This window comes from Aeromonas sp. SER (assembly GCF_038739615.1).
In the GTDB taxonomy this organism is placed as follows: Bacteria; Pseudomonadota; Gammaproteobacteria; order Enterobacterales; family Aeromonadaceae; genus Aeromonas; species Aeromonas jandaei.
In genome coordinates this window covers 34,634-60,141 of sequence record NZ_JBCGFC010000008.1, presented here as the reverse complement: position 1 = coordinate 60,141, position 25,508 = coordinate 34,634, and the positions used below count along the sequence as shown (strand labels likewise).

The 25,508-nt window shown below is 58.8% G+C and carries 22 protein-coding genes; 15 read left to right on the top strand and 7 right to left on the bottom strand.

The features are described 5' to 3' along the window. Nucleotides 1–132 precede the first annotated feature (132 nt). Nucleotides 133–1,026: a LysR family transcriptional regulator gene (locus AAHA41_RS13240; RefSeq protein WP_139395797.1), complete on the top strand. Its 894-nt coding sequence runs from the start codon at nt 133–135 to the stop codon at nt 1,024–1,026. A 73-nt stretch (nt 1,027–1,099) separates the two neighbouring features. Here AAHA41_RS13240 and AAHA41_RS13235 read toward each other — a convergent pair whose 3' ends face one another. Further along, nucleotides 1,100–1,957 (bottom strand): hypothetical protein, encoded by an 858-nt coding sequence (locus AAHA41_RS13235; RefSeq protein ID WP_323071003.1) that lies wholly within the window; start codon nt 1,955–1,957, stop codon nt 1,100–1,102. A 108-nt stretch (nt 1,958–2,065) separates the two neighbouring features. Continuing rightward, entirely contained in the window at nt 2,066–3,289 is a 1,224-nt protein-coding gene (locus AAHA41_RS13230; protein WP_043851161.1) for an Nramp family divalent metal transporter, read from the bottom strand. Nucleotides 3,290–3,526: 237 nt separating this feature from the next. On the opposite strand from AAHA41_RS13230, the gene rpsF reads away from it, so the two are divergent. From rpsF to AAHA41_RS13210, 4 genes are all read left to right on the top strand, one after another. Next, nucleotides 3,527–3,913: a 30S ribosomal protein S6 gene (gene rpsF / locus AAHA41_RS13225; protein ID WP_005308887.1), complete on the top strand. Its 387-nt coding sequence runs from the start codon at nt 3,527–3,529 to the stop codon at nt 3,911–3,913. A gap of 30 nt (nt 3,914–3,943) precedes the next feature. Continuing rightward, on the top strand, nt 3,944–4,174 hold the full coding sequence (rpsR, locus tag AAHA41_RS13220; RefSeq protein ID WP_005308890.1) for a 30S ribosomal protein S18: 231 nt from the start codon (nt 3,944–3,946) through the stop codon (nt 4,172–4,174). Nucleotides 4,175–4,226: 52 nt separating this feature from the next. Further along, nucleotides 4,227–4,673 carry a 50S ribosomal protein L9 gene (rplI, locus tag AAHA41_RS13215; RefSeq protein WP_005340490.1) on the top strand — a complete coding sequence of 149 codons (447 nt, stop codon included), beginning with the start codon at nt 4,227–4,229 and terminating at the stop codon, nt 4,671–4,673. A gap of 101 nt (nt 4,674–4,774) precedes the next feature. Beyond that, entirely contained in the window at nt 4,775–5,515 is a 741-nt protein-coding gene (locus AAHA41_RS13210) for a ferredoxin--NADP reductase (RefSeq protein WP_323071004.1), read from the top strand. Between the two features lie 40 nt (nt 5,516–5,555). Here AAHA41_RS13210 and AAHA41_RS13205 read toward each other — a convergent pair whose 3' ends face one another. Continuing rightward, nucleotides 5,556–5,852, bottom strand: a complete 297-nt coding sequence (locus AAHA41_RS13205) for a hypothetical protein (RefSeq protein ID WP_124242216.1) — start codon at nt 5,850–5,852, stop codon at nt 5,556–5,558. 257 nt (nt 5,853–6,109) lie between these two features. On the opposite strand from AAHA41_RS13205, the gene AAHA41_RS13200 reads away from it, so the two are divergent. After that, nucleotides 6,110–7,111 carry a Preprotein translocase subunit SecY gene (locus AAHA41_RS13200; RefSeq protein WP_323071005.1) on the top strand — a complete coding sequence of 334 codons (1,002 nt, stop codon included), beginning with the start codon at nt 6,110–6,112 and terminating at the stop codon, nt 7,109–7,111. Between the two features lie 49 nt (nt 7,112–7,160). Here the strand turns inward: AAHA41_RS13200 and AAHA41_RS13195 are convergent, their stop codons facing one another. Continuing rightward, nucleotides 7,161–7,319, bottom strand: coding sequence for a hypothetical protein (locus tag AAHA41_RS13195; protein WP_104016064.1), 159 nt, complete (start codon nt 7,317–7,319; stop codon nt 7,161–7,163). A gap of 65 nt (nt 7,320–7,384) precedes the next feature. Between AAHA41_RS13195 and AAHA41_RS13190 the strand changes: the two genes are divergently transcribed. The 5 genes from AAHA41_RS13190 to AAHA41_RS13170 all read left to right on the top strand — a co-directional run bounded on the left by AAHA41_RS13190 (nt 7,385) and on the right by AAHA41_RS13170 (nt 15,071). Then, nucleotides 7,385–8,359, top strand: coding sequence for an NADP-dependent oxidoreductase (locus tag AAHA41_RS13190; RefSeq protein ID WP_323071006.1), 975 nt, complete (start codon nt 7,385–7,387; stop codon nt 8,357–8,359). 79 nt (nt 8,360–8,438) lie between these two features. Further along, nucleotides 8,439–8,876, top strand: a complete 438-nt coding sequence (locus tag AAHA41_RS13185) for a YqaA family protein (RefSeq protein ID WP_156853880.1) — start codon at nt 8,439–8,441, stop codon at nt 8,874–8,876. 26 nt (nt 8,877–8,902) lie between these two features. Then, nucleotides 8,903–11,716: a pitrilysin family protein gene (locus AAHA41_RS13180; protein WP_323071007.1), complete on the top strand. Its 2,814-nt coding sequence runs from the start codon at nt 8,903–8,905 to the stop codon at nt 11,714–11,716. A 61-nt stretch (nt 11,717–11,777) separates the two neighbouring features. After that, nucleotides 11,778–13,379, top strand: coding sequence for a glutamate--cysteine ligase (gshA, locus tag AAHA41_RS13175; protein ID WP_323071008.1), 1,602 nt, complete (start codon nt 11,778–11,780; stop codon nt 13,377–13,379). A 72-nt stretch (nt 13,380–13,451) separates the two neighbouring features. Then, nucleotides 13,452–15,071: a HEPN domain-containing protein gene (locus tag AAHA41_RS13170; RefSeq protein WP_342697331.1), complete on the top strand. Its 1,620-nt coding sequence runs from the start codon at nt 13,452–13,454 to the stop codon at nt 15,069–15,071. Nucleotides 15,072–15,167: 96 nt separating this feature from the next. Here AAHA41_RS13170 and AAHA41_RS13165 read toward each other — a convergent pair whose 3' ends face one another. The 3 genes from AAHA41_RS13165 to AAHA41_RS13155 all read right to left on the bottom strand — a co-directional run bounded on the left by AAHA41_RS13165 (nt 15,168) and on the right by AAHA41_RS13155 (nt 18,196). After that, the gene (locus AAHA41_RS13165) at nt 15,168–16,958 is read right to left on the bottom strand and encodes a long-chain fatty acid--CoA ligase (protein ID WP_185227776.1); all 1,791 of its coding nucleotides are present in this window, start codon (nt 16,956–16,958) and stop codon (nt 15,168–15,170) included. A 304-nt stretch (nt 16,959–17,262) separates the two neighbouring features. Continuing rightward, the gene (rimI, locus tag AAHA41_RS13160) at nt 17,263–17,712 is read right to left on the bottom strand and encodes a ribosomal protein S18-alanine N-acetyltransferase (RefSeq protein WP_071913622.1); all 450 of its coding nucleotides are present in this window, start codon (nt 17,710–17,712) and stop codon (nt 17,263–17,265) included. Between the two features lie 52 nt (nt 17,713–17,764). Further along, a complete protein-coding gene (locus AAHA41_RS13155; protein ID WP_323070741.1) occupies nt 17,765–18,196 on the bottom strand; it encodes a DNA polymerase III subunit psi in 432 nt (143 codons plus the stop codon). Between the two features lie 235 nt (nt 18,197–18,431). Between AAHA41_RS13155 and AAHA41_RS13150 the strand changes: the two genes are divergently transcribed. The 4 genes from AAHA41_RS13150 (at nt 18,432) to prfC (ending at nt 25,418) form a co-directional block, all read left to right on the top strand. Next, nucleotides 18,432–20,045, top strand: coding sequence for an ATPase RavA domain-containing protein (locus AAHA41_RS13150; RefSeq protein ID WP_323070742.1), 1,614 nt, complete (start codon nt 18,432–18,434; stop codon nt 20,043–20,045). Between the two features lie 10 nt (nt 20,046–20,055). Then, a complete protein-coding gene (gene viaA, locus AAHA41_RS13145; RefSeq protein WP_323070743.1) occupies nt 20,056–21,510 on the top strand; it encodes an ATPase RavA stimulator ViaA in 1,455 nt (484 codons plus the stop codon). 163 nt (nt 21,511–21,673) lie between these two features. Continuing rightward, complete coding sequence (locus tag AAHA41_RS13140) at nt 21,674–23,548, top strand: tetratricopeptide repeat-containing diguanylate cyclase (RefSeq protein ID WP_323070744.1); 1,875 nt, start codon at nt 21,674–21,676, stop codon at nt 23,546–23,548. Nucleotides 23,549–23,828: 280 nt separating this feature from the next. Next, entirely contained in the window at nt 23,829–25,418 is a 1,590-nt protein-coding gene (prfC, locus tag AAHA41_RS13135) for a peptide chain release factor 3 (protein ID WP_156152975.1), read from the top strand. The last annotated feature ends 90 nt before the right edge of the window (nt 25,419–25,508 follow it).

The following is a 25,508-nucleotide window of genomic DNA, read 5'->3' as shown; positions in this document are numbered from 1 at the left end:
AAAAAGGTGCAGATAGCCGATCCGGATGAGGGTCATCACGGGTTGGCACGAGATGGAGAGAGGATATATTCGACAGATATTTCTGATAATCTCGCTCAAGCTGAATTCATATTTCGGAAGTGGCGAACAATAATGTTGGATAATCTGGCACTTTTCCTGACCATCGTGGAGAAAGGGGGGCTCTCCGCTGCGGGGCGCGAGCTGGGACTCTCCCCGGCTACCGTCTCCGAGCGCCTCGCCGCTTTGGAGCGTCACTATGGGGTTGCCCTGCTGACGCGTACGACTCGTTCCATCAGCCTTACCGAGGAGGGGCGTCTGCTGGTGGAGGAGGGGCGCCGCTTGCTGGCCGACGCAGACGATCTGCAGCGTCGCATCCAGTTGGGTAGTCAGGAGATGGCGGGCCCGATTCGCCTCAGTGCACCGGTGGATCTGGGGAGTACCCGGCTGGTCCCTTTGCTGGATCAGTTCATGGAGATGCACCCCGGCGTTACCATTGATCTCAACCTGACCGACGGGTATGTGGATCTGGTGGGGCAGGGGATCGACTTCGCCCTGCGTTACGGTACCCTTGCCGACAGTTCGCTGCGTGCCATTTCGTTGGGCGAGTCCCGCAGGATGGTGTGCGCCTCCCCGGATTACTTGCGGCGGCGGGGTATCCCCCGTCATCCGGACGAGTTGCAGCGACACGACTGTCTGGTGATGCGCTTTGGCGATACCCCTGATCGCAGCTGGGGATTCGAGGTCGGTGGTGACCCCTATCGGGTGCAGGTGGCCGGACGACGGGTGACCAACAACGGTCTGCTGGTACGTCAGTGGTGTTTGCAGGGACTGGGGCTCTGTTTCAAATCCTGGTGGGATGTGCAGGAGGATCTGGCCAGAGGTGCGCTGCTGGAGGTGCTGGCCCCCTTTTCGACCACCCCTTCCCGCTTGCAGCTGGTCTATCCCTCGAGTCGCAGTCAACCGCGCCGGGTGAGGGCCTTGATGGATGCGATCGCTGACCAGCTGGGTGCCGGGATCCCTCGCTAGCCGGGGTCCCTTGCGAGAGAGTGCGCTCAACAAGCGCCGCCACATGGGGGCGCTTGTTGTGAAGGCGGCGGGGTTAGTGGTGGGTCGGGGTGACCCGGGTCAGCATGGCAAAGCCCTCCTCCACCAGAGTGAGCTGCACCCTGACCTCTCCCAACTCGGCGAACGAGGCAACATGGGTACCGCCACAGGGGATGGTCACCTCCTGACCTTCCAGCGTGCAGTGCCAGTAGCGCGAATCGATGATCGCCTCGCCTGCGCGGCTACGGCGGATCTCTCCCCCGGCTGCAATCCAGTCGGCCAGCTGCCGATTGACCTTCTCTTCAATCACCGCCAAATCTGCCAGCAGTGCCTCGTTGTTGACCCCCTTCTTGCGCAGGCTCTTGCCGATGCGGTACTGCTCCCGCGAACCACAAGGTTCGACCCGCGAGCTCTGAATGGCGAGGCGGTCGAAGTCGGGTTGGCCCAGAGCATCGAGCTCGCTCACTTCTTTACGCCAGTAAGGAGTGAGAGTCCGGTTGAGAGCGAGCGCAGCCAGATGGCAGCCGCTGTGGCCCAGACTCAGGGCGTGGCGTGCCGCGCTATCGACCTGCAACTCGACCCGACTGCCGACAGGCAAGCTGTACTCGCCCGCCAAGGGGTGTACCACGACGAACCGCCATCCTTCTGCACCCCGTTTGACCGGAATATCGGCGTCGACGAACAGCTCGCCATCCGGGCTGATAGCCCCCATCCTGCAAGGGTCAATAGCAGCTTCGCCACCTTCCCAGCGTGCATGGCCCACATCCCCCGGCTGATCGGGCCAGAGATGGCTTTGGGGATGAAAAGGGGTGAGGTCGGTGACCAGCAGCGTGGTGTCACCGGGCTGGCAGCAGACCACGCTGGCCTGCTCCTGATGATGGCCCAGCACGAAGCTGACTCGGGTATGTTCCATGGCAAGGCTCCCGCAACGATAAATGGGAAGAGAAAGCGGCAGCATACGCCAAAGTGCGAAGAGGCTCATTAACCAGTGTTAATGAGCCTCCTGTTTGGTGACTGGTTGCTAGATCATGGCAACCAGCAGGTAGGCATTGAGCCCGATCACCAGTGCAACGATAAGACGGCCGATTGCCTGGGTGACCGGATGGTTGCGATGTTTTCCCATCAGTGCCCGATCACCGGTCAGCATCAGCAGCGGGATCAGCGCCAGCGCGATGCCAAAACTCAGGATTACCTGACTCAACACCAATATCTCTGTCGTGTTGAAGCCCATGGCGATCACCACGAAGGCGGGGGTCATGGTGATGGCGCGGCGCAGCCAGAGCGGGATGGTGAAGCGGACAAAACCCTGCATCACTACTTGCCCGGCCAGCGTCCCCACCACGGTAGAGCTGATGCCGGAGGCGACCAGCGAGAGGCCAAACAGGGTGGCCGCCGCCTGACCCAGCAGCGGGGTGAGTGTCTGGTAGGCTGACTCCAGCTCCGCTACCTGCTGGTGGCCCGAGCTGTGGAACGCGGCCGCCGCCATCGCCATCATCGCCAGATTGACGAAGCCTGCGATGGTCATGGCGATGGCCACATCGACCCGGGTGGTATGTAGCCGCTGGCTGACCGAGCCCTGATCCTGCGTGTGCTGGGTCAGCGCCGAGTGCAGATAGATGACGTGTGGCATCACGGTGGCACCGAGCACACCGGCGGCCAGATAGACGGCATCACTGTTGGGTAGACCTGGGAAGAGGGCACCCTCCAGCAGACTCGGCAGATGGGGGCGGGAGAAGATCAGCTCGACGATGTAGGCCGCCGCAACAAACAGCAGCAGACCGCCCACCACAAACTCCAGCGGTTTCTGGCCGCGGGATTGCAACATCAGGATCCCCCAGGTGACCACGGCAGTGATACAGGCTCCCTCCAGAAGGGTCACGCCAAGCAGCAGCTTGAAGCCGACGGCGGCGCCGATAAATTCGGCGAGATCGGTGGCCATGGCGATAATCTCCGCCTGTACCCAATATGCCCAGACCGCCGGTTTCGGCAGTCGGTCGCGGATATGCTCAGCCAGATTCTTGCCGGTGACGATGCCGAGTTTGGCCGAGAGGGTCTGCACCAGCATGGCCATCAGGTTGGCCCATACCACCACCCAGAGCAGCTGGTAGCCGAAAGTAGAGCCGGCTTGAATATTGGTAGCGAAGTTGCCCGGATCTATGTAGCCAATGGCAGCGATAAAGGCGGGCCCGAGCAGGGTCAGTTTGAATTTGCGGCTTGGAATCGTTGTAGTCAGTGCGGGTTGCATGGCATCACCCTCCATCAGGATATGGAGAGAGAATAGATCTAAATGATAATTATTATCAATTGGTCTTTTGTATCATATCCATCGGGAAAAACTTTTGAGGTCGTCAGTTGCAGTGAGGGATGCGATTTCGTACAATACGCCGCCCTAGAAAAGCAGCGACTAAACACCATTATGTTCCTTGCCTCCGAGGTCTGGCTGCACCTGGGCGGAGGCTGAATTAATCCGTAAGGAGCTAAAATGCGTCATTACGAAATCGTCTTCATGGTTCATCCGGACCAGAGCGAGCAAGTTCCCGGCATGATCGAGCGTTACACCGGCGCCATCACCACTTCCGGTGGTACCATTCATCGCCTGGAAGATTGGGGCCGTCGTCAGCTGGCTTACCCGATCGACAAACTGCACAAAGCCCACTACGTTCTGATGAACGTAGAAGCAGAGCAAGCCGTTATCGATGAGCTGGAAACCAACTTCCGCTTCAACGATGCCGTTATCCGCAACATGATCATGCGCACCAAGCACGCCGTGACTGAAGTTTCTCCGATGGCCAAGGCCAAAGAAGAGCGCTTCACCCGTCGTGACGACGAGCGCCGCGAAGAAGCTACTGAAGCTGCTTCCGAAGAGTAATTCTGGATCACTGACTAGAGGATAAAGGCCATGGCACGTTATTTCCGTCGTCGTAAGTTCTGCCGCTTCACCGCCGAGAACGTTACCGAGATCGACTACAAAGATATCGTTACTCTGAAAAACTACATCACTGAATCTGGCAAGATCGTACCGAGCCGTATCACCGGTACCCGCGCCAAGTATCAGCGTCAGCTGGCACGCGCCATCAAGCGTGCTCGTTACCTGGCTCTGCTGCCGTACACCGATCTGCACAACAAGTAAGAATCGGTCCGGCACTTAAGCCTAACTCAACGAAATTTATAGAGGAAAGGTAATGCAAGTTATCCTGCTCGACAAAATCGCCAAACTGGGCGGTCTGGGTGACCAAGTTTCCGTGAAATCTGGTTATGCCCGTAACTACCTGATCCCGCAAGGCAAAGCTGTTATGGCCACCAAGGCCAACATCGAAGCTTTCGGTGCTCGTCGCGCTGAGCTGGAAGCCAAACTGGCTGCCAACAAAGCTGCTGCTGAAGAGCGTGCTGCCAAGCTGGCCGAACTGGCTACCGTGGTTATCGCTTCCAAGTCTGGCGACGAAGGCAAGCTGTTCGGTTCCATCGGTACCCGTGACGTGGCTGAAGCCATCACTGCTGCCGGCGTAGCCGTTGCCAAGAGCGAAGTCCGCATGGGCAACGTTCTGCGTAACACCGGTGACTACGAAGTTGCTGTTCAGCTGCACGCTGACGTTAAAGCAACCGTACAGATCCAGGTTGTTGCCCTGTAATAGCGATTCGCTTTTGCAGAAAAAACCCGCGCACTTGCGCGGGTTTTTTATTTTCAGGCCCGGGGGTAGAGTGAAGCTCTGTTCCTCTGGAGGAGATCTCTATGGCCTGGGTCGAAGGTCGCGTCATCGAACGCATCGAATGGACACCCACTCTGTTCTCCCTGCGGGTAGCGGCCGATCTGGCCCCCTACAAGGCAGGTCAATTCACCAAACTGGCCCTTGAGCAGGGCGAGCGGCGCATTCAGCGCGCCTACTCCTTCGTCAATCCTCCCTCTGCGCCATACCACGAGTTCTATCTGGTCGAGATCCCGAGCGGTGAGCTGACCCCTTCCCTCGGCTCACTGCAAGCGGGCGATACCCTGCTGGTGCAGTCTCTGGCCACCGGCTTTCTGACACTGGATGAGGTACCGGCCGGACGCGATCTCTGGCTGCTCTCGACCGGTACCGCCATCGGCCCCTTCCTCTCCATGCTGGCTGATGGAGAGGCCTTCAACCGTTTCGAGAATCTGGTGCTGGTACACGGGGTGCGCAAAGGCGAAGAGCTGAGCTATCAGGCTTTGATAGCCAGCTTTGCCGAGCAGCATGGCGAGCGCTTTCGCTATGTGCCCTTTGTCAGCCGAGAGGAATGGCCCGATGCAATGGTTGGCAGGATCCCGGCAGCGATTGCCAACGGCCAGTTGCAGCAGCGGGTAGGGTTGGAGTTCTCACCCGAGCTGAGTCAGGTGCTTATCTGTGGCAATCCGGAGATGGTGAAAGAGACCCAGCAAACCTTGCTGGCACTGGGGTTGGCCAAGAACCTGCGGCGGGCGCCCGGCAATATCAGTGCGGAGAACTACTGGTAACGCAGCATAACGGCGGGGCCGGTTCGGCCCCTGTTCATGATTACTGGTTATTGCCCTGTGGAGTGGGCATCTGGTTGGTGCTGGGGGGCTGATTGCGATTCTCTTCGCTCTCGACATTGACTCTCATCCCCTTGCAGTCAGAGGGAATATAGTCGTTTACCCCCAGATCGAGGCACTCTTTCTGGCTCCAGCCAAACTGCTTGTCATCCCAGTCCAGATTGAAGGTCATCGCATCGACAGAGAAGGTTGAGCCGCTGCTCTCCTGGGATGGTTGGTCTGCATGGGCTGCGCCGGCGAGCAGCAAGAGTGAGAGGAGCAAAGGGGTCGTTCTGTTCATGATGGCCTCGGATAATTGCAACGGCGGATGAGTATACGTCTGCGGGCTGAACCCGGGCGGAATCGCATCCCATCTCGCCACACGATGAAGTCAGGAGGGGGATTGTAGCGCTTTTCTGCTGCCAATTTGTCCGTTTTGGTCGCACTCTGGGCAGCTGGTTTGCAATATGAAGGAATTCAGGTGATTGCCCTTCTCTGTGCGAGTCTGGTGACTATAATCGGCAGCCAACTTTTCCTGCACTGCACCACAGTTTCACCATGACCACACAGGACGCTTCCGCGCTGCGCTATCCCAAGGGATGGTTCGCGCTCACCACGGTATACAGTTTTACCGGACTGGCCATTCTGGCCTCCATCATCTTCTCCCTGCTGCTGTTTCTCTCCATCGATGACAACCCGCTGATGAAGTGGCTGTTTGGCGGTCTGGCGATCATTTTCGAGCTGGGCAAGTTCTACGTCTGGTACGAGTACGGCGAGCGCAAGGCGCGGCGGGATTTAAGTGGTGCCTTCTGGTCGTTGCTGTTCTACAGCGTGCTGGCGGCCATCTCCATCGGTGGCAGTATCGGCGGCATCAACAGTGCCACCAATACGGTGCTGAGTCAGCAGGCGCGCCATGAACGGGAGATCGCCCGTTTTGACGAACAGATCGCCAGCATCGAGCGGCAGATCCAGCTAAACGAAGAGGCGGCCCGCAAATATATCGAGCTGGAGCGTATCTCCAGCGGTGTCTCTTCCCTGCAGCACGCCAACACCAAGCTGCGTTTGCAGCAGGACGAATTGCGTCAGCAGCGCGATGCCAAGCCGGTTAACGAGCAATCCTCCATGCTGGGGCTGATGAGCAGTCTGGCGGACGGGGTCGGGATGAGCATCAGCCAGGTGCAGTTTCTGCTGGTCTGTTTCCTGTCGGTGCTACTCGACGTATTCGGTGCCTTCTTCGTCAGCCTGATCGGTGAGGAGAGCCGTTTTCGCCGGATGTGGCGCTGGCAGCAGGCTCGCGCCCGTGCCGAGGAGCAGGAGGCGCTCGCACAGGCAGCCCAGCCAGAGCCCATGCAGCCGCCCGAGCCTGTACCCGAGGTGCTGGCACAGGTGCGCGGCGCGCTGGAGCGCGGTGAGCTCAAGTGCAGCAAGCGCTCGGTGGCGCAGGCGCTGTCACTCTCGCTGGAGGAGGTGGATCGGGTGTTCCACCATCTGCTGTCGCAGGGGGTGTTGGGGCAGGGGAGCAATCGCCACTACTACCTCAATTCGCAGCCGGTGCAGTAACGACAGCGACAAAAAGGCCACCGATGAGGTGGCCTTTTTCGTATCTGATTCAGTTGGTCAGCACCATCATCAGGCTGAGGAAGGCGGCCAGTCCGCCACCGATGCCGATGATCCAGTAAAACCCCTTGGCCCCCTGTTTGAGCGGGATGCGGAAGTAGAGCAGGAATGCCCACCACCCCAGTGCCAGCAACAGAGGAATAAGAAACATTCGAGCCATGGTCTCCTCGCTGTTATTCTGTTGACCCTCGATGCATCAACAGGATGGCTTGTGCAATGACGCAACTACAGATTACCGCATTCGGCGACCCCTCGGTACTCAAGCTCAACCCCTCTCTCGACAAGGTGCCTGCCGATGGCGAAGTGCGGGTGCGCATCTGCTTTGCGGGGGTCAACCCCATCGATGCCAAGACCCGGGCCGGTCTTGGCTGGGCGGCGGCCCAGAACAAGGACAAGCTGCCCTGGACGCCCGGTTACGACGTGGCTGGCGTGGTGGAGCGAGTCGGCCCCGGCGTAGCCTCGCTGGCCGAGGGCGATCTGGTGTGCGGTATGGTCGGTTTTCCCCTTGCTGCCGGTGGTTACGCTGAATCCGTGGTGGCGAACGAGCACGAGCTGGTCAAGCTTGACGGGGTGAGCCTGCAGCAGGGGGCGGCGCTGCCGCTGGCGGGTCTGACGGCCTGGCAGGGATTGCTCGAGCATGGTGAGCTCAAGGCGGAGCAGCGAGTGCTGGTTCTGGCCGGGGCTGGCGGTGTCGGCCATCTGGCGGTGCAGTTTGCCGCTGCTTATGGTGCTCACGTTGTAGCCACGGCGAGCGGCGACAACCACAGCTTCCTCCATAGTCTCGGGGCGAGCCGGATGGTGGATTACCATCAGGCCGAATGGTTCGCCGAGGCGATCGCCGATGGCCAGTTCGATCTGGTGCTGGATCTGGTGGGTGGCGAGAGCGGCAAGGCGGCGCTGGCGTGCGTCAAGCCGGGTGGCCGGCTGGTGACTGTGCCCACCATCACTGCCCAGCTTATCAAGGATGCCGACGCGGCTGCCGGTATCGAGGTGGTCGGTATGCTGGTGCACCCCGATCAGAAGCAGCTGAGCCAGATGCTGATGCTGCTGCGCCAGGGTGAGGTGAAAATTGCCATCGCCGGTGAATTTGCCCTGAGCGAAGGGGCGTTGGCCCACCAGCGCATCGAAGGTGGCCATGTACGTGGCAAGCTGCTGCTGCGCATGCCCGCCGCCGACGGTTGTCCTGCATGAGCGGGATGATGGCGATGGCGCATGTTGTGGTTGTTGCAGCGAGCCTCGCGTCCTTGCCTCTGTGGTGGGGAAGCGCATCATGAATGAGTTGATGCAGATGGGGCTGGGGTGGCTCTTTTTGAGCGCCTTTACCTCAGCCACTCTGTTGCCCGGCAGCTCGGAAGTGCTGCTGGGGGCCATGGCGGCCAAAGGGGAGTGGAGCATGGCGAGCCTGCTGTTGTGGGCGACGCTGGGCAACACCCTCGGCTCCATGACCACCTGGTGGCTTGGCTGGCTCGCCACCTTCAAGAAAAAACCGGAAGATTTTCAAGGCCGTGGGGAACAAAAAGCCCTCGGCTGGCTCAAACAACATGGCCACTGGTGTCTGCTGCTTGCCTGGACGCCGGTGGTCGGTGATGGACTCTGTCTGCTGGCCGGCTGGCTGCGCCTCTCCTTCTGGCGCTCTCTTGTCCTGATAGGGCTCGGCAAATTGTTGCGTTACGCTCTGGTATTTCTACTGGCCAGTCAGATCTTCTAGCCCTTTTTGTCACTCACGAGGTTACCGTGAACAAAGTCATACCTTTAACCATTCTGCTGGGCTTCACCCTGCCCGTGCTGGCGGCTCCGACTCTGGTCTCCGAGCAGGTCAAGGAGGAGGGCAAGCTCGCCATTCCTTACCAGATGTACAAGCTGGACAACGGCCTGACCGTCATTCTGGCGCCCGACAAATCCGATCCGCTGGTGCATCTTGACGTCACCTATCACGTCGGGTCGTCACGCGAGACGGTCGGCAAGTCCGGTTTTGCCCACTTCTTCGAGCACATGATGTTCCAGGGCTCCAAGCACGTCGGTGATCAGGAGCATATGCGGATCATCAACGAAGCCGGTGGTGACATGAACGGCACCACCAACAAGGACCGCACCAACTACTACGAAACCGTGCCGGCCAACCAGCTGGAGAAGGTTCTGTGGCTGGAGGCCGACCGGATGGGCTTCCTGCTCGACGCGGTGAGCCAGAAGAAGTTCGAGATCCAGCGTGCCACCGTCAAGAACGAGCGGGCCCAGCGTATCGACAACCAGCCCTACGGTCTGGTGAGCGAGAAGGTGGGCGAGGCGCTCTATCCACGCACTCATCCCTACTCCTGGCAGCCCATCGGCTATGTGGAGGATCTCGACCGGGTCGACGTCAACGACCTCAAGCAGTTCTTCCTGCGCTGGTATGGCCCCAACAACGCGACTCTGACTCTGGGCGGCGATTTTGATACCAAGCAGGCCCTCGACTGGATCGAGAAGTACTTTGGCTCCATCCCGCGCGGCCCGGAAGTGGCCGAGCCGACGCCAAAACCGGTTACCCTGCCCGAGACCCGCTACGTGACGCTGCAGGACAAGGTGCACCTGCCGCTGCTCTATATCAGCTATCCGACCGTGTCCCTTGGTGACCCGCAGGAGCCGGCACTCGATATGTTTGCCGACGTGCTCGGCGGCAGCGCCAGCTCCATGCTCTACCAGTCGCTGGTCAAAACCGGCAAGGCGATCGATGCGGGCGCCTCGCACTACTGCGAAGAGCTGGCCTGTACCCTGACCGTCTACGCCTACCCCAACCCGGCAGTGGATGGCAGCCTCAAGACCCTCAAGAGCGAAGTGGACAAGGTGATCGGCGAGTTCGCCCAGCGCGGCCTCAAGCCGGAGGATCTGGAGAAGGCGATCAACAGCTATCGTGCCTCGGCTATCTGGGGGCTCGACAGCGTCTCCGGCAAGGTGAGCCAGCTCGCCATGGGTCAGGTGTTTGCCCAGGATCCCAACTACGTCTTCAAGACCCTCGACGCCATCGGCAAGGTGACGCCGGAGCAGGTCAAAACCGCCTACGACCAGTTCATTGCCAACAAGCCGGCGGTGGTGCTGAGCGTGGTGCCCAAAGGCAAGGCCGAGTGGCAGGTCGCTACCCCGAATTTCACCCCGGCCAAACGCGAGCTGCCGGACTACAGCAAGCATGATCAGGCGCTGGCCGAGCGACCGGTAAAAGACAGTTTCGATCGCAGCGTACAGCCCAAGGCGGCCGATGCGGTGAGCGTCAAGGTGCCCGCCATCTGGCACGGCAAACTCGACAAGAACATCGAGATCATCGGCACCCGAAGTGACGAAATCCCGGCGGTTTCCATCATGATCGCCCTGCCGGGTGGTATCCGGGCCGAGGAGAAGGGGCAGTTGGGGCTGGCCAATCTGACCGCCGCCATGATGGGGCAGGGGTCGGTGCGCCTGACCGAGGGGCAGCTCAGCGACGAGCTGCAAAAACTGGGCTCAAGCATCGATGTCTCCAGTGCCCAGTACAACACGCTGATCACCATCAGCTCGCTGGCCGACAAGTTGCCACAGACGCTGGCGCTGGTGCGCGAAGTGTTCGAGCGCCCCGGGATGCGGGAGGCTGACTTCGAGCGGGTAAAGGCGCAAATGCTGCAAGGGATGCAGCAGGCCCAGCAGCAGCCTGAATGGCTGGCGGGACAGGCATTCCGCGAGCTGGTCTATGGCAAGAACAACCGCCTCGGCCAACCCTCCGACGGGGTACCTGCCGATGTGGCCAAGCTGACGCTGGCGGATGTGAAGCACTACTATCAGGCCTACTACAACCCATCCAACGGCAAGGTCGTGGTAGCGGGCGATGTGAGCCAGAAGCTGATTGAAGAGCAGCTCGGCTTCCTGAGCGACTGGAAAGGGGCGACGCCGGCTCTGGGGGATCTCAAACTCAAGGGCAAGCAGGCCAAGCCGGGCATCTATCTGGTGGACAAACCGGGGGCGCCCCAGTCGGTGATCCGCATCGGCCGCCGCGCCATGCCGTTCGATACCACGGGTGACTACTTCACCGCCGGGCTGATGAACTTCAATCTGGGTGGCAACTTCAACAGCCGCATCAACCTCAACCTGCGCGAAGACAAGGGCTACACCTATGGTGCCAGCTCCGGCTTCTCCGCCAACCGCGAGGTGGGTACCTTTGCCACCGGCGCCAATGTGCGTACCGATGCGACCGTGGATGCCATTCGCCAGTTCCTCAAGGAGATGGACAACTACCGCAAGAGCGGCCCGACGCCGGTCGAGCTGGCCTATATGCGCAGCGCGGTTTCCCAGCAGGATGCCCTCTCTTACGAGACCTTGGGCCAGAAGGCGGGTTTCCTGCTGCAGATGGTGATGTATGACCTGAAACCGGACTATGTGCAGGCCCAGAACAACCTGATCAAGACGGTGTCGGCCGAGACGCTCAAGGCGAGTGCTGCCCGCTGGCTCAATCCGGCCGACATGGTGATCGTGGTGGTGGGAGACAAGCAAAAGCTTGAAAAACCCCTTAAGGAGCTTCATCTTGCCATCTATCCGCTGCAGTTGCCGTAACTGACGCTTTATAAAAATCAAGAGCCGCCCCGGATGGGGCGGCCTCACATGAGCCGTGAATATGACTACAACAAGCTTGTCACTCACCGAGTTGCTGACTGCGCTGGGATCTCCCGAGCGATTGACTGCTCTCAAGGGGATCCGGCGCGGGATCGAGCGTGAATGTCTGCGCATCACGCCGGATGGCCGACTCGCCCAGAGTGACCATCCCCGATCGCTGGGCTCGGCCCTGACCCATCCCAATATCACTACCGACTACTCGGAGAGCCTGCTGGAGTTCATCACCCCGGCCACCGACTCCCTCGACAGCCTGATGGAGCAACTGGGTGACATCCATCACCATGTGATGCGTCATCTGGGTGACGAGCGGATCTGGCCGCTCTCCATGCCCTGCTTCGTCGGCGGTGAGGAGAGCATCCGGCTGGCCCAGTACGGCAGCTCCAACATCGGCAAGATGAAGACTCTCTACCGGCAGGGGTTGAAGAATCGCTACGGCAGCCTGATGCAGGTGATCGCCGGGGTGCACTTCAACTTCTCCATGCCCGACAGCTTCTGGAGCGAGTGGCAGGATCTGGTGTGCGAAGGGTGCTGCAGCCAGCGTTTTATCTCCGACAAGTACATGGGGCTTATTCGCAACGTCTACCGCTTCGGCTGGCTGGTGCCCTACCTGTTCGGCGCTTCGCCTGCCATCTGCGAGTCCTTCCTCAAAGGGCGCAAGAGCAACCTGCCGTTCGAGAAGACCGGCAAGGGCACCCTCTATCTGCCTTACGCCACCGCGCTGCGTCTCTCCGATCTGGGCTATACCAACAGCTCCCAGGCGGGGCTCAAGATCAGCCACGACAACCTGCCGGCCTATGTCAGCAGTCTGCGCCGCGCCATCAATACCCATGATCCCGAATTCGCCAAGATCGGGGTCAAGGTGAATGGGGAGTATCGCCAGCTCAACGACAACGTGCTGCAGCTGGAGAACGAGCTGTATGCCCCGATCCGGCCCAAGCGCACCCCGCGCAGCGGCGAGAAGCCCTCGGATGCGCTGGAGCAGCGCGGCATTGAGTACATCGAGCTGCGTACCGTTGACGTCAACCCCTTCACGCCGCTGGGGATCGACGCCGATCAAATCCGCTTCTTCGACCTGTTCCTGGTTTGGTGTCTGCTGCGCCCCTCTCCGGTGCTGAGCGAGGAGGAGATTGCCCGCAATCGCCGCAACCAGAGCAAGGTGGTGCTGGAGGGGCGTCGCCCCGGCCTGACGCTTGAAGATGAGCAGGGCAATGCCATTGGCCTCAAAGAGTACGGTCTCAAGCTGTTCGACGAGCTGGCTCAGGTGGCCGAGCTGCTGGATCGCTGCTGCGGCCGCAATCGCTACCGCGAGACTCTGGCGATGCATCGGGAGAAGCTGCTCGACCCCGAGCTCACCTACTCCGCCCGCATGCTCAAGGAGTTGCTGGAGAGCGGCAAGGACAATGGCTGCTACGGCGACAAGCTGGCGACCCGGTATCGCGAGGAGCTGCTGGCAGGGGAGCTGCAATACTGGGATGAGGCCTACTTTGCCGGTGAGGCGAAGGATTCGCTGGCCAAGCAGCGGGAGCGCGAGCGCAGCGACAGCGTGTCGTTCGATGACTTCCTGGCCGATTATTTTGGTGCTAATAATGATAAATTGAATTAAAACCAAGGCCGCATGAAGCGGCCTTTTTTGTGGGTTGGATATTTAACTATGTTGATTTCTTGTTTGGATGAAGTGACAGTTAGTGCGGTAATAATAATTAAAGAGAAAAAGTATCACGGAACGCTTAGCTACGGCGGTGGGAAACAAATTTTATTTAATGTAAAAGATGGTTGGTGGGCTTTTCGTGACCTTGTAAAGCAAGGTGAAAAGATAGATGTACTTGAATGTGAACTCAATGGTGACTCTGTTTTCTTATGTCAGTGTGAAGTTGGTTTTGGTTCTGTTTTTGCTGAGTTTTTATCAACGCAAGAAATAACTTCATCAAGTGGAATATCTGCACTAGATATCTATATAGATGGTTTGTCTGTCGCTATGGATAATTCGTCGTGGGAAAATAAAATAGATGAAAAACAATTTGTTATCACTAGACCTAGATCAAATTTTTTAGTATCACTAGAACAGATCACTGTTTCTGATGATTGGACTTCAAGCTTAAAAAGAGATTCTGAATCTAGTCGTGCCTACTTGGCAGTTGATAGCCATTTTATAAGGCTATCCTTTAATAACACCCCAATATCAATTGAAGATGCCAAGAGTTATCTAATGCGGTTACTAGGTTTCTTTTCCATATTGCTAATGCATCCTTTAAATATCAGTAGGCTAAAGGCCAATTTTGTTGGTAAAGAATCCTGTGCGGAAATTTACATTCCCTTCTCTGTGCACAATAAATTATTGAAGAATGAGTCATGCTTATTAGATTTAAAAGCCTTAAGTAATGAGCAATGGGAACTAGCCTTCAGGAATTTATTTGGAATGAATTTCAAAAATTCTATATGGTCAAGATTTCGTGGCATGCTGATGTACGAAGGTTATTGGGAGTATAACATCTTAGGTGTCGTATCTTTGTTAGACTCTTATTTAGAGGAGAAATATGGAATTAGAAATAAAAAATCCAAGTTGATTAGCAAGCTTAATGCTGCGCTTTTTAATTTAAAAAGTTTCTTGTCATCTGAACTACAGGAGGAGTTTGATAAGGAACAAAGCAATATAATAGTCGTAATGAATCAGCCATCATTTAAAGTCAGGTATATGAAGATGGTTGACGAACTATCTGATGGTTTCATTAAATGGTGTGGTTTAAATGAACGAAATTTTTTAAAAATTAAAAAAGTTAGGGATTCTGTTGCGCACTCTAATGTGAGTGAAATAAATAATACAAAAGATCACTTTGTTAACTTTACTATAAAAAATAGAATTCTTATTCTTTTGTCTTATCTCTTTTTTAAAGAACTTGGTTTTAATGAAACAGAATACTACAAATTAATATGTGGAACTGTAAATAAAATTGCAAGCAATGCTTTTCTTGATGATTACTACTTAAGAAAAGCCATTGGCGATTGCTTTGATATAAAACTTAATGACTTGGCGTTGGATGCGTTCAGTAAGATGAGAAACATAACGTCACCAGTATTTGTTTTCCATGGTGGTGTTTGGAGTTTTGATGAAGAAGCATCATCAAGAATATTTGAAATTACGTTTGAGAATAATTGTGAAAGTATAGCCGAGGCTGCAAAAATATTTTATTCAGGAAAAGGTATTGAGGTATCTAGTTCTGAATATAAAGGCACTGTCTATTTAGTTGATGATAAGTCACATCATGTTACTAACAACGCTACTTTGGTCTATCTCTAATGGTTCTGCAGGAATTTATGAGAATATATTTATATAAAGTCGCAGCAAAAAGCCGCTCTTGAAGCGGCTTTTTTATTTCCCTGAACCCGAGCGGTATCAGACGTGGTTATACATCGCCTCGATTTCGCTCTGGTACTTGGCTTCGATGATCTTGCGGCGCAGCTTCATGGTGGGGGTGAGTTCACCCAGCTCCATGGAGAAGGCGCTCGGTAGCAGGGTGAACTTCTTCACCTGCTCGAACTTGGCCAGCTCTTTTTGCAGATCGGCGATGCGTGATTCGAAGAACTCCACTACCCGGGAGTGGCGCAGCAGCTCGGTCTTGCACTGGTACTGCAGGTTGATGGAGCGGGCGTACTCCTCCAGCGACTCGAAGCAGGGCACGATCAGCGCCGAGACGAAGTGGCGAGCATCGGCGACGATGGCGATCTGCTCGATGAAGCGATCTTTGCCGATGGTCCCCTCGACCAGTTGCGGCGCCACGTACTTGCCGTTGGAGGTCTTCATCAGCTCCTTGAGACGCTCGGTGAAGTAGATGTTGCCTTCGCTGTCGAGCTCGGCGGCATCACCGGTGCGCAGGAAGCCATCTTCGGTCATCACCTCGGCGGTCGCTTCCGGCTTGTTGTAGTAGCCGCGCATCACGGTGGGGGAGCGCACCAGCAGTTCGTTGTTCTCACCCAGCTTCACTTCGATACCGTTCAACACAGTGCCGATGGAACCCAGCTTGAACTGCTGATCTTCGTAGCAGCAGACGGTGGCGGTGGTTTCGGTCATGCCGTAGCCGTACTTGAGGTTGAGCCCCATGGCCTGGAAGAAGAGGTTCACATCGTCAGCCAGACGGGCACCGGCCACCGGCAGGAAGCGGGTACGACCGCCAAAGCGGGCGCGCAGTTTGCGAAACACCAGCCGCTCGGCGAGCCAGAGCTGGCCGTAGAGCAGGGGGGAGGCGGACTTGCCAGCCTGACGGGTGGCGACCATCTGCTTGCCAACGCGGGTGGCCCAGCCAAACAGGGCCTGACGCAGGCGCGGAGCCTGGGCAACCCGGGCCTGGATCATGGCGTAGGCCTTCTCGTAGAGGCGTGGCACGGCGCACATCACGGTCGGCTGCACGTCGCCAATCACATCCATCACCTTCTGCGGATCGCGGATGTAGACGTTCTCGGCGCCGCAATAGAGCACGTAGTAGCTCCAGGCACGCTCGAACACGTGGCTGAGCGGCAGCATGCAGAGCGACACATCCTGCTCGTTCAGATCGAGGCGGCTGTTGTGCATCTCGAAGCAGGCGGCGATGTTGGCGAAATCGAGCATCACCCCTTTAGGCTCGCCTGTGGTGCCGGAGGTGTAGATCAGGGTCAGCAGATCGTCCATCCGGTACTGGCTCTCCCGTACCCGCAGCTCCTGCTCGCTGGGCTGATGGTTACCGGAGACCAGAAACTCCTGAAAGTGGCTCGCTTGTGCGCAGCCGCGCAGGTTGACGCTGCCGTCGAGGGCGACGATCTGGCGGATCTCGCCGCTTTCAATCAGTTGCAGTGCCTGATCGAACTGGGGCTGCTCGCCGACAAACAGCAGGCCGATGTTGGCATCGCGCACGATATAGCGCAGCTGATCCAGGGTGCTGGTGGGGTAGATGGGGACGCTGACGCCGCGCGCGGCGAGGATGCCGAGATCGGCCTGGGTCCACTCCGGCATGTTGCGCGAATAGATGCCGACCATTTCGGTGGGCTGGTGTCCGGCACGGATCAACGCCTGTGCGCAGTAGTCCATGGCCTGGCCCAGAGTACGCCAGCCGATGGCACGCCATTGACCATCCTGCTGAACGCGCAGGGCAGCCTTGTTGCCAAGCCGGGCAATACGCTCGCGCATCAATTGAACCAGATGAAGCTTCGGCATCAATCAAACATCCTTTCGTTACAGTTGTACGCCCACGAGGGCACTAAAAAGCGGGCTAGAGTTTAAACTCCAATATTACAGCTTACAAGTGTTCGCCGTTTGTTCTGGATCACAAAGAGGGCAAATAGCGCATCTTCTGCACAGTGCGAGCGGCTTGGTTGAGACCGGATCCGACGTTAGAGGCAGAAGCTCGGAAGGCAAGGGGAGTGGGCAAGCAAAGGGGAGCGGGAAATGGGGGAGGAGAGAGGAGGGCTTGGTTCCCTCCTCGTTCAGTCACTATGTCGGTGGGGCGTTATTGCCGGGATCAGCCGAAGTCGAACAGGCGCGACATCAACACGGCGTCTTCCCGATCCTGGCCGGTGCCGTAGTAGTCGGCGCGGCGGCAATACTCGGCAAAACCGGCGCTCTCGTAGAGATTGATGGCGGTCTGGTTACCGGCGCGCACCTCGAGGAACCAGGCCTGTGCCCCGCTCTGCTTGCTGTGCGCGAGATAATGTTGCAGCAACGCCCGGCCCAACCCCTTGCCCTGAAACGCGGGATGGACGCAGATGTTCATCAGCGAGCTGTCGCCCGCCACCAGATCCGAGATATAGAAGCCCGCCGGCTTGCCATCGACCAGCATCAGGGTGTTGAGGTAGCGGGGGCCAAAGCAGGAGAGCAGGTTGGCCTGACTCCAGGGCTCCTTGTGGGCGGCCTGTTCGATGGGATAGACGAGGTCGAAGTCGGCTTCGAGCAGGGGGCGAAACTCAGGCATGGTGGCTCCGTGGGATAACGTCAAAGCCCGCAGCGACGGGCATGGGATTGGGTCAGGCTGTCCGGGCGGCGAGATGTGGCTGCAACTGTTGCCACAGTGCCCGCTTTTCGGCACTGCCGGGGGCGAGCGGGCAGACGAGGGCATCGGGCCAGCGGGAATCGGCCTCGGTCAGCCAGAGCAGCGGTGACGGCTCCTGTTGCAGCCAGTGCGCCTCCGGGGGCGTGCTCAGCAGCGTGACCTCATCGGTTCTGATGGCGAGCAGCTGGCAGATATCTTCCAGCAGTGTCGCAGCGGGCAGTGCCTGAGCCAGCAGCCAGAGCTTGCCGGCAGGGCGAGGGGCCTGTGGGATAGCCTCTTGCGGCGATTCCGTACTGGCTACTTCAGCCTCTTCGGCAGGGGAGACACCCAGCATGGCCGGACGACGCAGCTGCCAGCTCTGAATGCCCATACGGGCCAGCATGCTTTGACGTACGGGGTCTGTCATGGGTGAGTCACTCTCTTGGCTGCATTGGGGAAAATCGTGTCGGCAGGGTACACGCGAACGGGTTGCTCTGCACCCTTTGCGGCCCTCTGCGGGGGTTATCCGGTTTTTTTCCTGCCAGAGTCGGGTATTCTGGCGAAATAAGACCAGATAAATATCATAACAAGAGAAACCCCAAGGACGAACAGGTGACCCTCACCCCTTGGGCTTATCATCATCCCAGCCTGGAATTGTCTCTATGTCGCCTTTAGCTCAAGCCACGAACTCTGCGCGTGCCATTCCCATTCAGGAGCGCCTGCCTCGCCTGCTGGCCGCTCTGGGGGAGGGGCTCTATGAACGGCAGGATGCCCTGCGCCTCGGTTTGCTGGCCGCGCTCAGTGGCGAGAGCGTGTTTCTGCTGGGCCCGCCCGGCATCGCCAAGAGCCTGATTGCCCGCCGCCTCAAGCTGGCGTTCTTTGAGGCCCGCCACTTCGAATACCTGATGACCCGCTTCAGTACGCCGGAGGAGGTGTTCGGCCCCCTCTCCATTCAGGCGCTGAAGGAGGATGGCAAATATCTGCGCCTCACCGCCGGCTACCTGCCCGAGGCAGAGGTGGTGTTCCTCGACGAGATCTGGAAGGCGGGCCCCGCCATCCTCAACACCCTGCTTACCGCCATCAACGAGCGGCAGTTTCGCAACGGTGACAGCCAGCACCCCATTCCGATGCGGCTGCTGGTGACTGCCTCGAACGAGCTGCCAGCCCCCGACAGCGGGCTGGAAGCGCTCTATGACCGGATGCTGGTGCGGATCTGGATGGATCGGGTACTGGAGAAGTCCAACTTTCAGGCGATGCTGGCCAGCGACGGTCACTCGCATCACAACCTGCCCGCCTCGCTGCAGATCCGCGGGGACGAGTACGAGCAGTGGCAGGGCGAGATTGAACAGGTGCGGTTGCCGGATGCCTGCTTCGAGCTTATCTATCAACTGCGTCAGCAGCTCGACAGCCAGCTGGCGCACCGCTGCTATGTGTCGGATCGACGCTGGAAGAAGGCGGTACGGCTCATTAAGGCGAGTGCCTTTTTCAATGGTCGCGACGAGGTGGCCCCGCTCGATTTGCTGCTGTTCAAGGATTGCCTCTGGCATGACGAGGAGTCCCGCACTGCCCTGCTGGAGATGATGACCGAGTTCTCCCGCCTCTATGGCTATCAGCAACTGGTGATGACCCGCCAGCTGCTGGCCCTGCGCGACCAGTTCAAGCAGCTCAAACAGAGCGTGGCCCAGCGCCTCTGCTGCAAGGCGCGGCAGCGCAAGCAGTGGTTTGGCCGCCGCGCCCGGGGGATCGAGATCCCGCTCGCCAATGCCAGACCCTTTGGCAAGCAGGTGCACTTCCATCTGCTCACGCCAGCACCGCTGGATGGCAGCGATCCCGAGCGGCTGACCGATACCCTGATGTTTGATCGTACTCTGCTCTCTCACTGGCGCCCCACCGGCGAGGCGCTGGTTGGCCATCCGCTCGGCAACCCGAAAGAGGGGCACTACGAACTGGTGCTCGACGACGAACTGCGGCTGCAGGTGCTCGATATCCAGCGTCAGCAGGTCCCGCTGGTGCTGGTGGAGCGCAGCGCCATCCCCGAGGTGGTGCTGGAGCCCTGGTTGCAGGCGCTCGACGAGTTGCAGAGCCAGACCGGCAAGGTGCAGCAGGAGCTCAAGCAGCAGCGCAGCCTGTTTGAACGTCATCAGCAGCACCTCTTTATCGCCTCGCGCTGGCTGCAGCAGGTGGAAGACAGCTTCTTCGTGCTGGGACGGGATCTCGAGCTGCTGCGTAGCGAATTGGCGCAGTGGCGCGAGCGGTTGCCGCGACTGGACGGCTAAGGGGCAGATCATGCTTGAGATCGGCATGCTGGATCTGGGACTGCTGATGGGTGAGGGGGAGCTAGCGGGAGAGGTGGTGGCGCTGCTGGCAGCCTCGCCCAAGATTTCCGAGTTCATCAAGCGCTCCCCGCTACAGGGCAAGTTGCTGAAAAAGCGCCTGCAAAGTTGGGGCGAGCAGCTGGGGGAGGAGATCCGTCATAAACCGGTGCCGGTGGCGCTGGAGCAGGAGTACCTGCTCTATCAGGCCCATCGGCAACTGCCGATGACCGAGCTGGTTGGTCGTCTGCCAAGCCTGCTGGAGTCGCTGGAGCAGTACAGCCCCTTTGCCGGTGAGGCGCGATCCTTGGTGCGCCAGCTGATGGCTCACCCCACCGAGGGGTTGTGCCAGCTCTTTATCGACAAGTGGCGCGCCAGTCTGGTGGGTAGCCTGCTGCAGCTACAGCAGCAGATCGCCGAGGCGGAGCGGGAGAAGCAGCGTCAGGAGATTGAGGATCAGCTGCTGGCGAGCCGTACCCTGGCCGATGCCCTCGACCCCAACAAGATCTCCGCCGGTGGTCTGTGGGATCTGGCGCAGGGGAGCTGGCACAAGCGCAGCCTGGTGCTGGTCAAGCAGTATGCCCGGATGTTGCAGCGTGAGCCGCTGCTGGCGGAGATTGCCGGTCTGCTCGGGCGCAGCGAGCGGGATCGGCGGGCGCAAGAGCAGCCGGTGCCGCCGGTCGAGGTGCTGGAGCTGGAACCGGCACCCAGCGACGATGTGCCGGACGATCTGGTGGGCATTCATCAGGCGAGCGACCTGATGCGGCTGCTGCCAAGCGAGGCGGTGATGCTGGGCTTACCCGAACTGGAGCTGGAGTTCTACCGTCGCTATCTGGAGCGGCGCCTGCTCAGCTATCAGTCGCGGGGTACCCTGCCGCGCCAGCGCATCATGCTGCGCACCCCGGAGCAGGGGGGTAAGCAGCTTCAGCAGCGCGGCCCCTTTATCGTCTGCGTCGATACCTCCGGTTCCATGGGCGGATATCCGGAAGAGTGCGCCAAGGCGCTGTTTCTGGCCCTGCTGCGGGTGGCGATGGACGAGAAGCGCGGTTGCTATCTGATGCTCTTCTCCACCGAGGTGGCGACCCTCGAGATCACCGCCGATACCGGACTGGAGAAGGCGGAGCGCTTCCTCTCCATGAGTTTTCACGGCGGTACCGATCTGGTGCCCTGCCTCGAGAAGGCACTGGCTAAGCTCGATGATCCCGCCTTTGCCAAGGCGGACGTGCTGGTCATCTCCGACTTTATCGCCCAGAGCCTGCCCCACGCCCTGCTCGCTCAGATGAACCGCTATCGTCAGCGCCAGACCCGCTTTCATGCGGTGGCCATGTCCCGTCACGCCAAGCAGGCGCTGCTGCGGGTGTTCGACAACAGCTGGCTGCTCGATTGTGGCCTGCGCGGCCGCTTGCTGCGCCGCTGGCAACAACACTAACCTGCTTCTACTGACTTGGCGTTAACTCACTTGAAGCTGTTTTCGTTGCCTGAGGTGGCCTGTGGTTTGGCCTCTGTTCATGTCTGCTGTACGTTTGGATATGAGCGGTTATGATGAGCGGCATAATCGCCGCCATCCTCTCAAATGGGAGAAGTGACCCCGCATGATACGTTTCCTCGCCCTGCTCTTGCTGACCGTGCTTTGCAGTAGCTCTGTATGGGCTGCCAGAGAGCCGCTTGCCGAGCCAAAACTCTCCCGAGAGCTGCAACAGCTGGAGGAGGGGAGTCACAGCGAGCGTGTTTTTCGACTGCGTGTTGCCGTGCTTGCAGCAAACTATGATGCCTATCCACCGGATGTGCAGGGGCGCATCGTGCGCCTGCAGTGCTGGGCCATGCCAGCCGAGCGGGATGGCGAATATCGCCGGGTGGTGGAGTTTGCCGACAAGGCACTGCAGCGAGCTCGTGAGCGCAGGGATGGCCTCACCGAGGCAGGCCTGCTCACCTGCCGCGGCTTTCATCAGCAGCTGCTGGGCAACATGAAACAGGCCAAGGCCGATTACGAACAGGCGCTGCAACTGGCGCGCAATCTGGGGGATCGGTTGCAGGAGGCGGACATCCTCAGTCAGCGCGGTGACATGTATGCCTATCAGGGCAAGCTGGCGGAAGGGCTGCAAGAGCTGATGGAGGCTCACCGCGGTTATGAAGCTCTGGGACTGGATGGCAAGGCGCGGGAGACGTTGGGTCACATTGCCAATGCCTATCGCAGGATGGGGCTCTATGAGCGGGCCGAGGGCTACTTCAAGGAGCTGGAGAAGGAGTACGAAAAAGAGGGGGAGGAGGAGCGCCAGATTAGTATCATCTCCCAGCAGGGGGTGCTCTACAGCGAGATGGGGGAGTATGCACGGGCGCGTCCGCTGCTGGAACAGGCGGAGCAGTTCTACCGGAAACAGCAGCAGGATGGCTTTCTGGCCTGGAGCCAGATTGAGCTGGCCACCATCCTCCACTATCAGGGAAAGGGCGATCAGGCCATGGCCAAGCTGCAGCAGGCCGAGGCGATTCTGCTCCGTAGTAGCGATATAGACAGCGTCACCCAGGGGCACTGGCAACTGGTGATGGGGATGGTGCTGGAGACGCAGGGCAAGCTATCCGAGGCGCTTGCCAGCCTTGCCAGAGCCGAGCCCATCTTCGTCAAAGAGAACAATCAGCGCTTTTTGACCCGGCTCTACGAGGTGCGTTCGCGGATCTTCGAGTCGAAGGGGCAGATTAAAGAGGCGCTGGCCAATCTGAAGCTCTATGTCAAAACCCGCACGGCGGTCGAGAAGGTGCTGATGGAACAGCGTACCCTGCAGATGCGCTTCGAGTTCGACATGGCACGCAAGGAGCTGGCCCACCAGACCCTCAAGACCAAACAGCTGTTGCAGGAGGCAGAACTCCAGCAACTGCGCGAGCGTCGCTACTGGCAGTATCTGGTGGTCTCGCTGCTGCTGGTGCTGATGGGGATCGCTGTCTTCTATCAGTATCGCCGCTCCCGCAAGATGCACCATCTGGCGATGACCGACGAACTGACCGGCATCCATAACCGCCGCCAGATCCAGAAGCTGGGGGAGGAGTCCTTTCAGCAGTCGCGAAGCAGTGGCAAGCCATTTAGCGTGCTGCTGCTCGATATCGATCACTTCAAACAGGTCAATGACCAGCTGGGCCATCATGTTGGCGACAGCGTGCTGGTGGCGGTCGCCAGCAGCGCCGAAGGGCAGCTGCGCTCGCTCGATCGGATAGGACGCAACGGTGGCGAGGAGTTTCTGGTGCTGCTGCCTGACACGGGTCTTGATGAGGCTGTCGAGGTGGCGGAGCGGATCCGTTATCACATCTCTTTGCTCAAGGTTGATGGCGTACCGGAAGGGCATGCCATCCATGTCAGTATCGGTTGTGCCGAGTTGAGCTCCCTCGACGAGACATTGAGCGACCTGATCAAACGTGCTGATGGCGCCATGTATCGGGCCAAGCAGGCAGGACGCAATCTGGTGATGCGGGCAGAGTAGTTAGCCCGCATTCTCATCCATCCTCTGAGCGGATTATCCGGCTGCTGAATTCCCCAAGCCGGACTGGGTATTTTTCACCCGTGCGGGTATAATGTCGCGCAATTTTGCTTTGACTCAGGCGAGAAGACCCATGTAACGCAACCCTCTTCCTCTCACCACCGACAGACCCTATGTCTGCCCGAGTGGCCCGTTGCGTACCCATGCCGGACCGTGAGTCAATGCGGCATCCCGGAATTATTCCCACGGTGGCCAAGGCCGCCGCCCAATAGAAGAACGTTGAATTATGTCAGCTGAATTTCTGAGTGAAGTCTCCAAGAGACGCACTTTTGCGATCATTTCGCACCCGGATGCGGGTAAAACCACCATCACTGAAAAAGTCCTGCTGTTCGGACAGGCCATTCAGCGCGCCGGTACCGTCAAGGGCCGTGGCTCGGGCCAGCATGCCAAATCCGACTGGATGGAGATGGAGAAGCAGCGTGGTATCTCCATCACCACCTCGGTGATGCAGTTCCCCTATGCCGACTGTCTGGTCAACCTGCTCGACACCCCGGGTCACGAGGACTTCTCCGAAGATACCTACCGTACCCTGACGGCGGTCGACTGCTGCCTGATGGTCATCGACGCCGCCAAGGGTGTTGAAGACCGGACTCGCAAGCTGATGGAAGTGACCCGTCTGCGCGATACCCCCATCCTCACCTTCATGAACAAGCTGGACCGCGAAGTGCGCGATCCGATGGAAGTGATGGACGAGGTGGAGCGCGAGCTGAAGATCATGTGCGCCCCCATCACCTGGCCCATCGGCTGTGGCAAATCCTTCAAGGGTGTTTACCACCTCTACAAGGATGAGACCTATCTGTATCAGACCGGTCAGGGCCACACCATCCAGGAGAAGCGGGTGGTCAAGGGGCTGAACAACCCAGATCTGGATGCCGCCGTCGGCGAAGATCTGGCCCAGCAGCTGCGTGACGAGCTGGAGCTGGTGCAGGGCGCCTCTCCCGAGTTCGATCACGACGCCTTTATCGCTGGCGAGATGACCCCGGTCTTCTTCGGTACCGCACTCGGCAACTTCGGTGTCGACCACATGCTGGATGGCCTGACCGACTGGGCGCCGGCACCCATGCCGCGCAAGGCCGAGAGCCGCGAAGTGGTAGCGACCGAGGAGAAGTTCTCCGGCTTCGTGTTCAAGATCCAGGCAAACATGGATCCGAAACACCGCGACCGTATCGCCTTTATGCGTATCGTATCTGGCACCTACAGCAAGGGCATGAAGATGCGCCACGTGCGTATCGGCAAGGATGTGAACATCTCCGACGCCGTGACCTTTATGGCCGGTGACCGTGAGCAGGCGGAAGACGCCTTCGCCGGTGACATCATCGGTCTGCACAACCACGGTACCATCCAGATCGGCGACACCTTCACCCAGGGTGAAGATCTCAAGTTCACCGGTATCCCGAACTTTGCACCGGAACTGTTCCGCCGTATCCGCCTGCGCGACCCGCTCAAGCAGAAGCAGCTGCTCAAGGGGCTGGTGCAGCTCTCCGAAGAGGGCGCGGTGCAGGTGTTCCGTCCGCTTATAAGCAACGATCTCATCGTTGGTGCGGTCGGTGTGCTGCAGTTTGACGTGGTGGTCTCTCGTCTGAAGAGCGAGTACAACGTCGAGGCCATCTACGAGGCGGTCAACGTCTCCACCGCCCGCTGGGTGGAAGGGACTGACGTCAAGAAGTTCGAAGAGTTCAAGCGCAAGAACGAGGTCAACCTGGCTCTCGATGGCGGTGACAACCTCACCTACATCGCGCCGACCATGGTCAACCTGCGCCTGGCCCAGGAGCGTCACCCGGACGTGGAGTTCCGTCAGACTCGTGAGCACTGATAAGGGCTTGCCTTACCGGCAGACAAGATAGAAAAGACCCCGCTTCGGCGGGGTCTTTTTATTGGTGTACCAAGGTGTCGTCTGGCGTGG

Coding starts and splice junctions, on each gene's coding strand:
- AAHA41_RS13240 (WP_139395797.1), top strand. CDS start 133: ATGTTGGATAATCTGGCACTTTTCCTGACCATCGTGGAGAAAGGGGGG.
- AAHA41_RS13235 (WP_323071003.1), bottom strand. CDS start 1,957: ATGGAACATACCCGAGTCAGCTTCGTGCTGGGCCATCATCAGGAGCAG.
- AAHA41_RS13230 (WP_043851161.1), bottom strand. CDS start 3,289: ATGCAACCCGCACTGACTACAACGATTCCAAGCCGCAAATTCAAACTG.
- rpsF (WP_005308887.1), top strand. CDS start 3,527: ATGCGTCATTACGAAATCGTCTTCATGGTTCATCCGGACCAGAGCGAG.
- rpsR (WP_005308890.1), top strand. CDS start 3,944: ATGGCACGTTATTTCCGTCGTCGTAAGTTCTGCCGCTTCACCGCCGAG.
- rplI (WP_005340490.1), top strand. CDS start 4,227: ATGCAAGTTATCCTGCTCGACAAAATCGCCAAACTGGGCGGTCTGGGT.
- AAHA41_RS13210 (WP_323071004.1), top strand. CDS start 4,775: ATGGCCTGGGTCGAAGGTCGCGTCATCGAACGCATCGAATGGACACCC.
- AAHA41_RS13205 (WP_124242216.1), bottom strand. CDS start 5,852: ATGAACAGAACGACCCCTTTGCTCCTCTCACTCTTGCTGCTCGCCGGC.
- AAHA41_RS13200 (WP_323071005.1), top strand. CDS start 6,110: ATGACCACACAGGACGCTTCCGCGCTGCGCTATCCCAAGGGATGGTTC.
- AAHA41_RS13195 (WP_104016064.1), bottom strand. CDS start 7,319: ATGTTTCTTATTCCTCTGTTGCTGGCACTGGGGTGGTGGGCATTCCTG.
- AAHA41_RS13190 (WP_323071006.1), top strand. CDS start 7,385: ATGACGCAACTACAGATTACCGCATTCGGCGACCCCTCGGTACTCAAG.
- AAHA41_RS13185 (WP_156853880.1), top strand. CDS start 8,439: ATGAATGAGTTGATGCAGATGGGGCTGGGGTGGCTCTTTTTGAGCGCC.
- gshA (WP_323071008.1), top strand. CDS start 11,778: ATGACTACAACAAGCTTGTCACTCACCGAGTTGCTGACTGCGCTGGGA.
- AAHA41_RS13165 (WP_185227776.1), bottom strand. CDS start 16,958: ATGCCGAAGCTTCATCTGGTTCAATTGATGCGCGAGCGTATTGCCCGG.
- rimI (WP_071913622.1), bottom strand. CDS start 17,712: ATGCCTGAGTTTCGCCCCCTGCTCGAAGCCGACTTCGACCTCGTCTAT.
- AAHA41_RS13155 (WP_323070741.1), bottom strand. CDS start 18,196: ATGACAGACCCCGTACGTCAAAGCATGCTGGCCCGTATGGGCATTCAG.
- AAHA41_RS13150 (WP_323070742.1), top strand. CDS start 18,432: ATGTCGCCTTTAGCTCAAGCCACGAACTCTGCGCGTGCCATTCCCATT.
- viaA (WP_323070743.1), top strand. CDS start 20,056: ATGCTTGAGATCGGCATGCTGGATCTGGGACTGCTGATGGGTGAGGGG.
- AAHA41_RS13140 (WP_323070744.1), top strand. CDS start 21,674: ATGATACGTTTCCTCGCCCTGCTCTTGCTGACCGTGCTTTGCAGTAGC.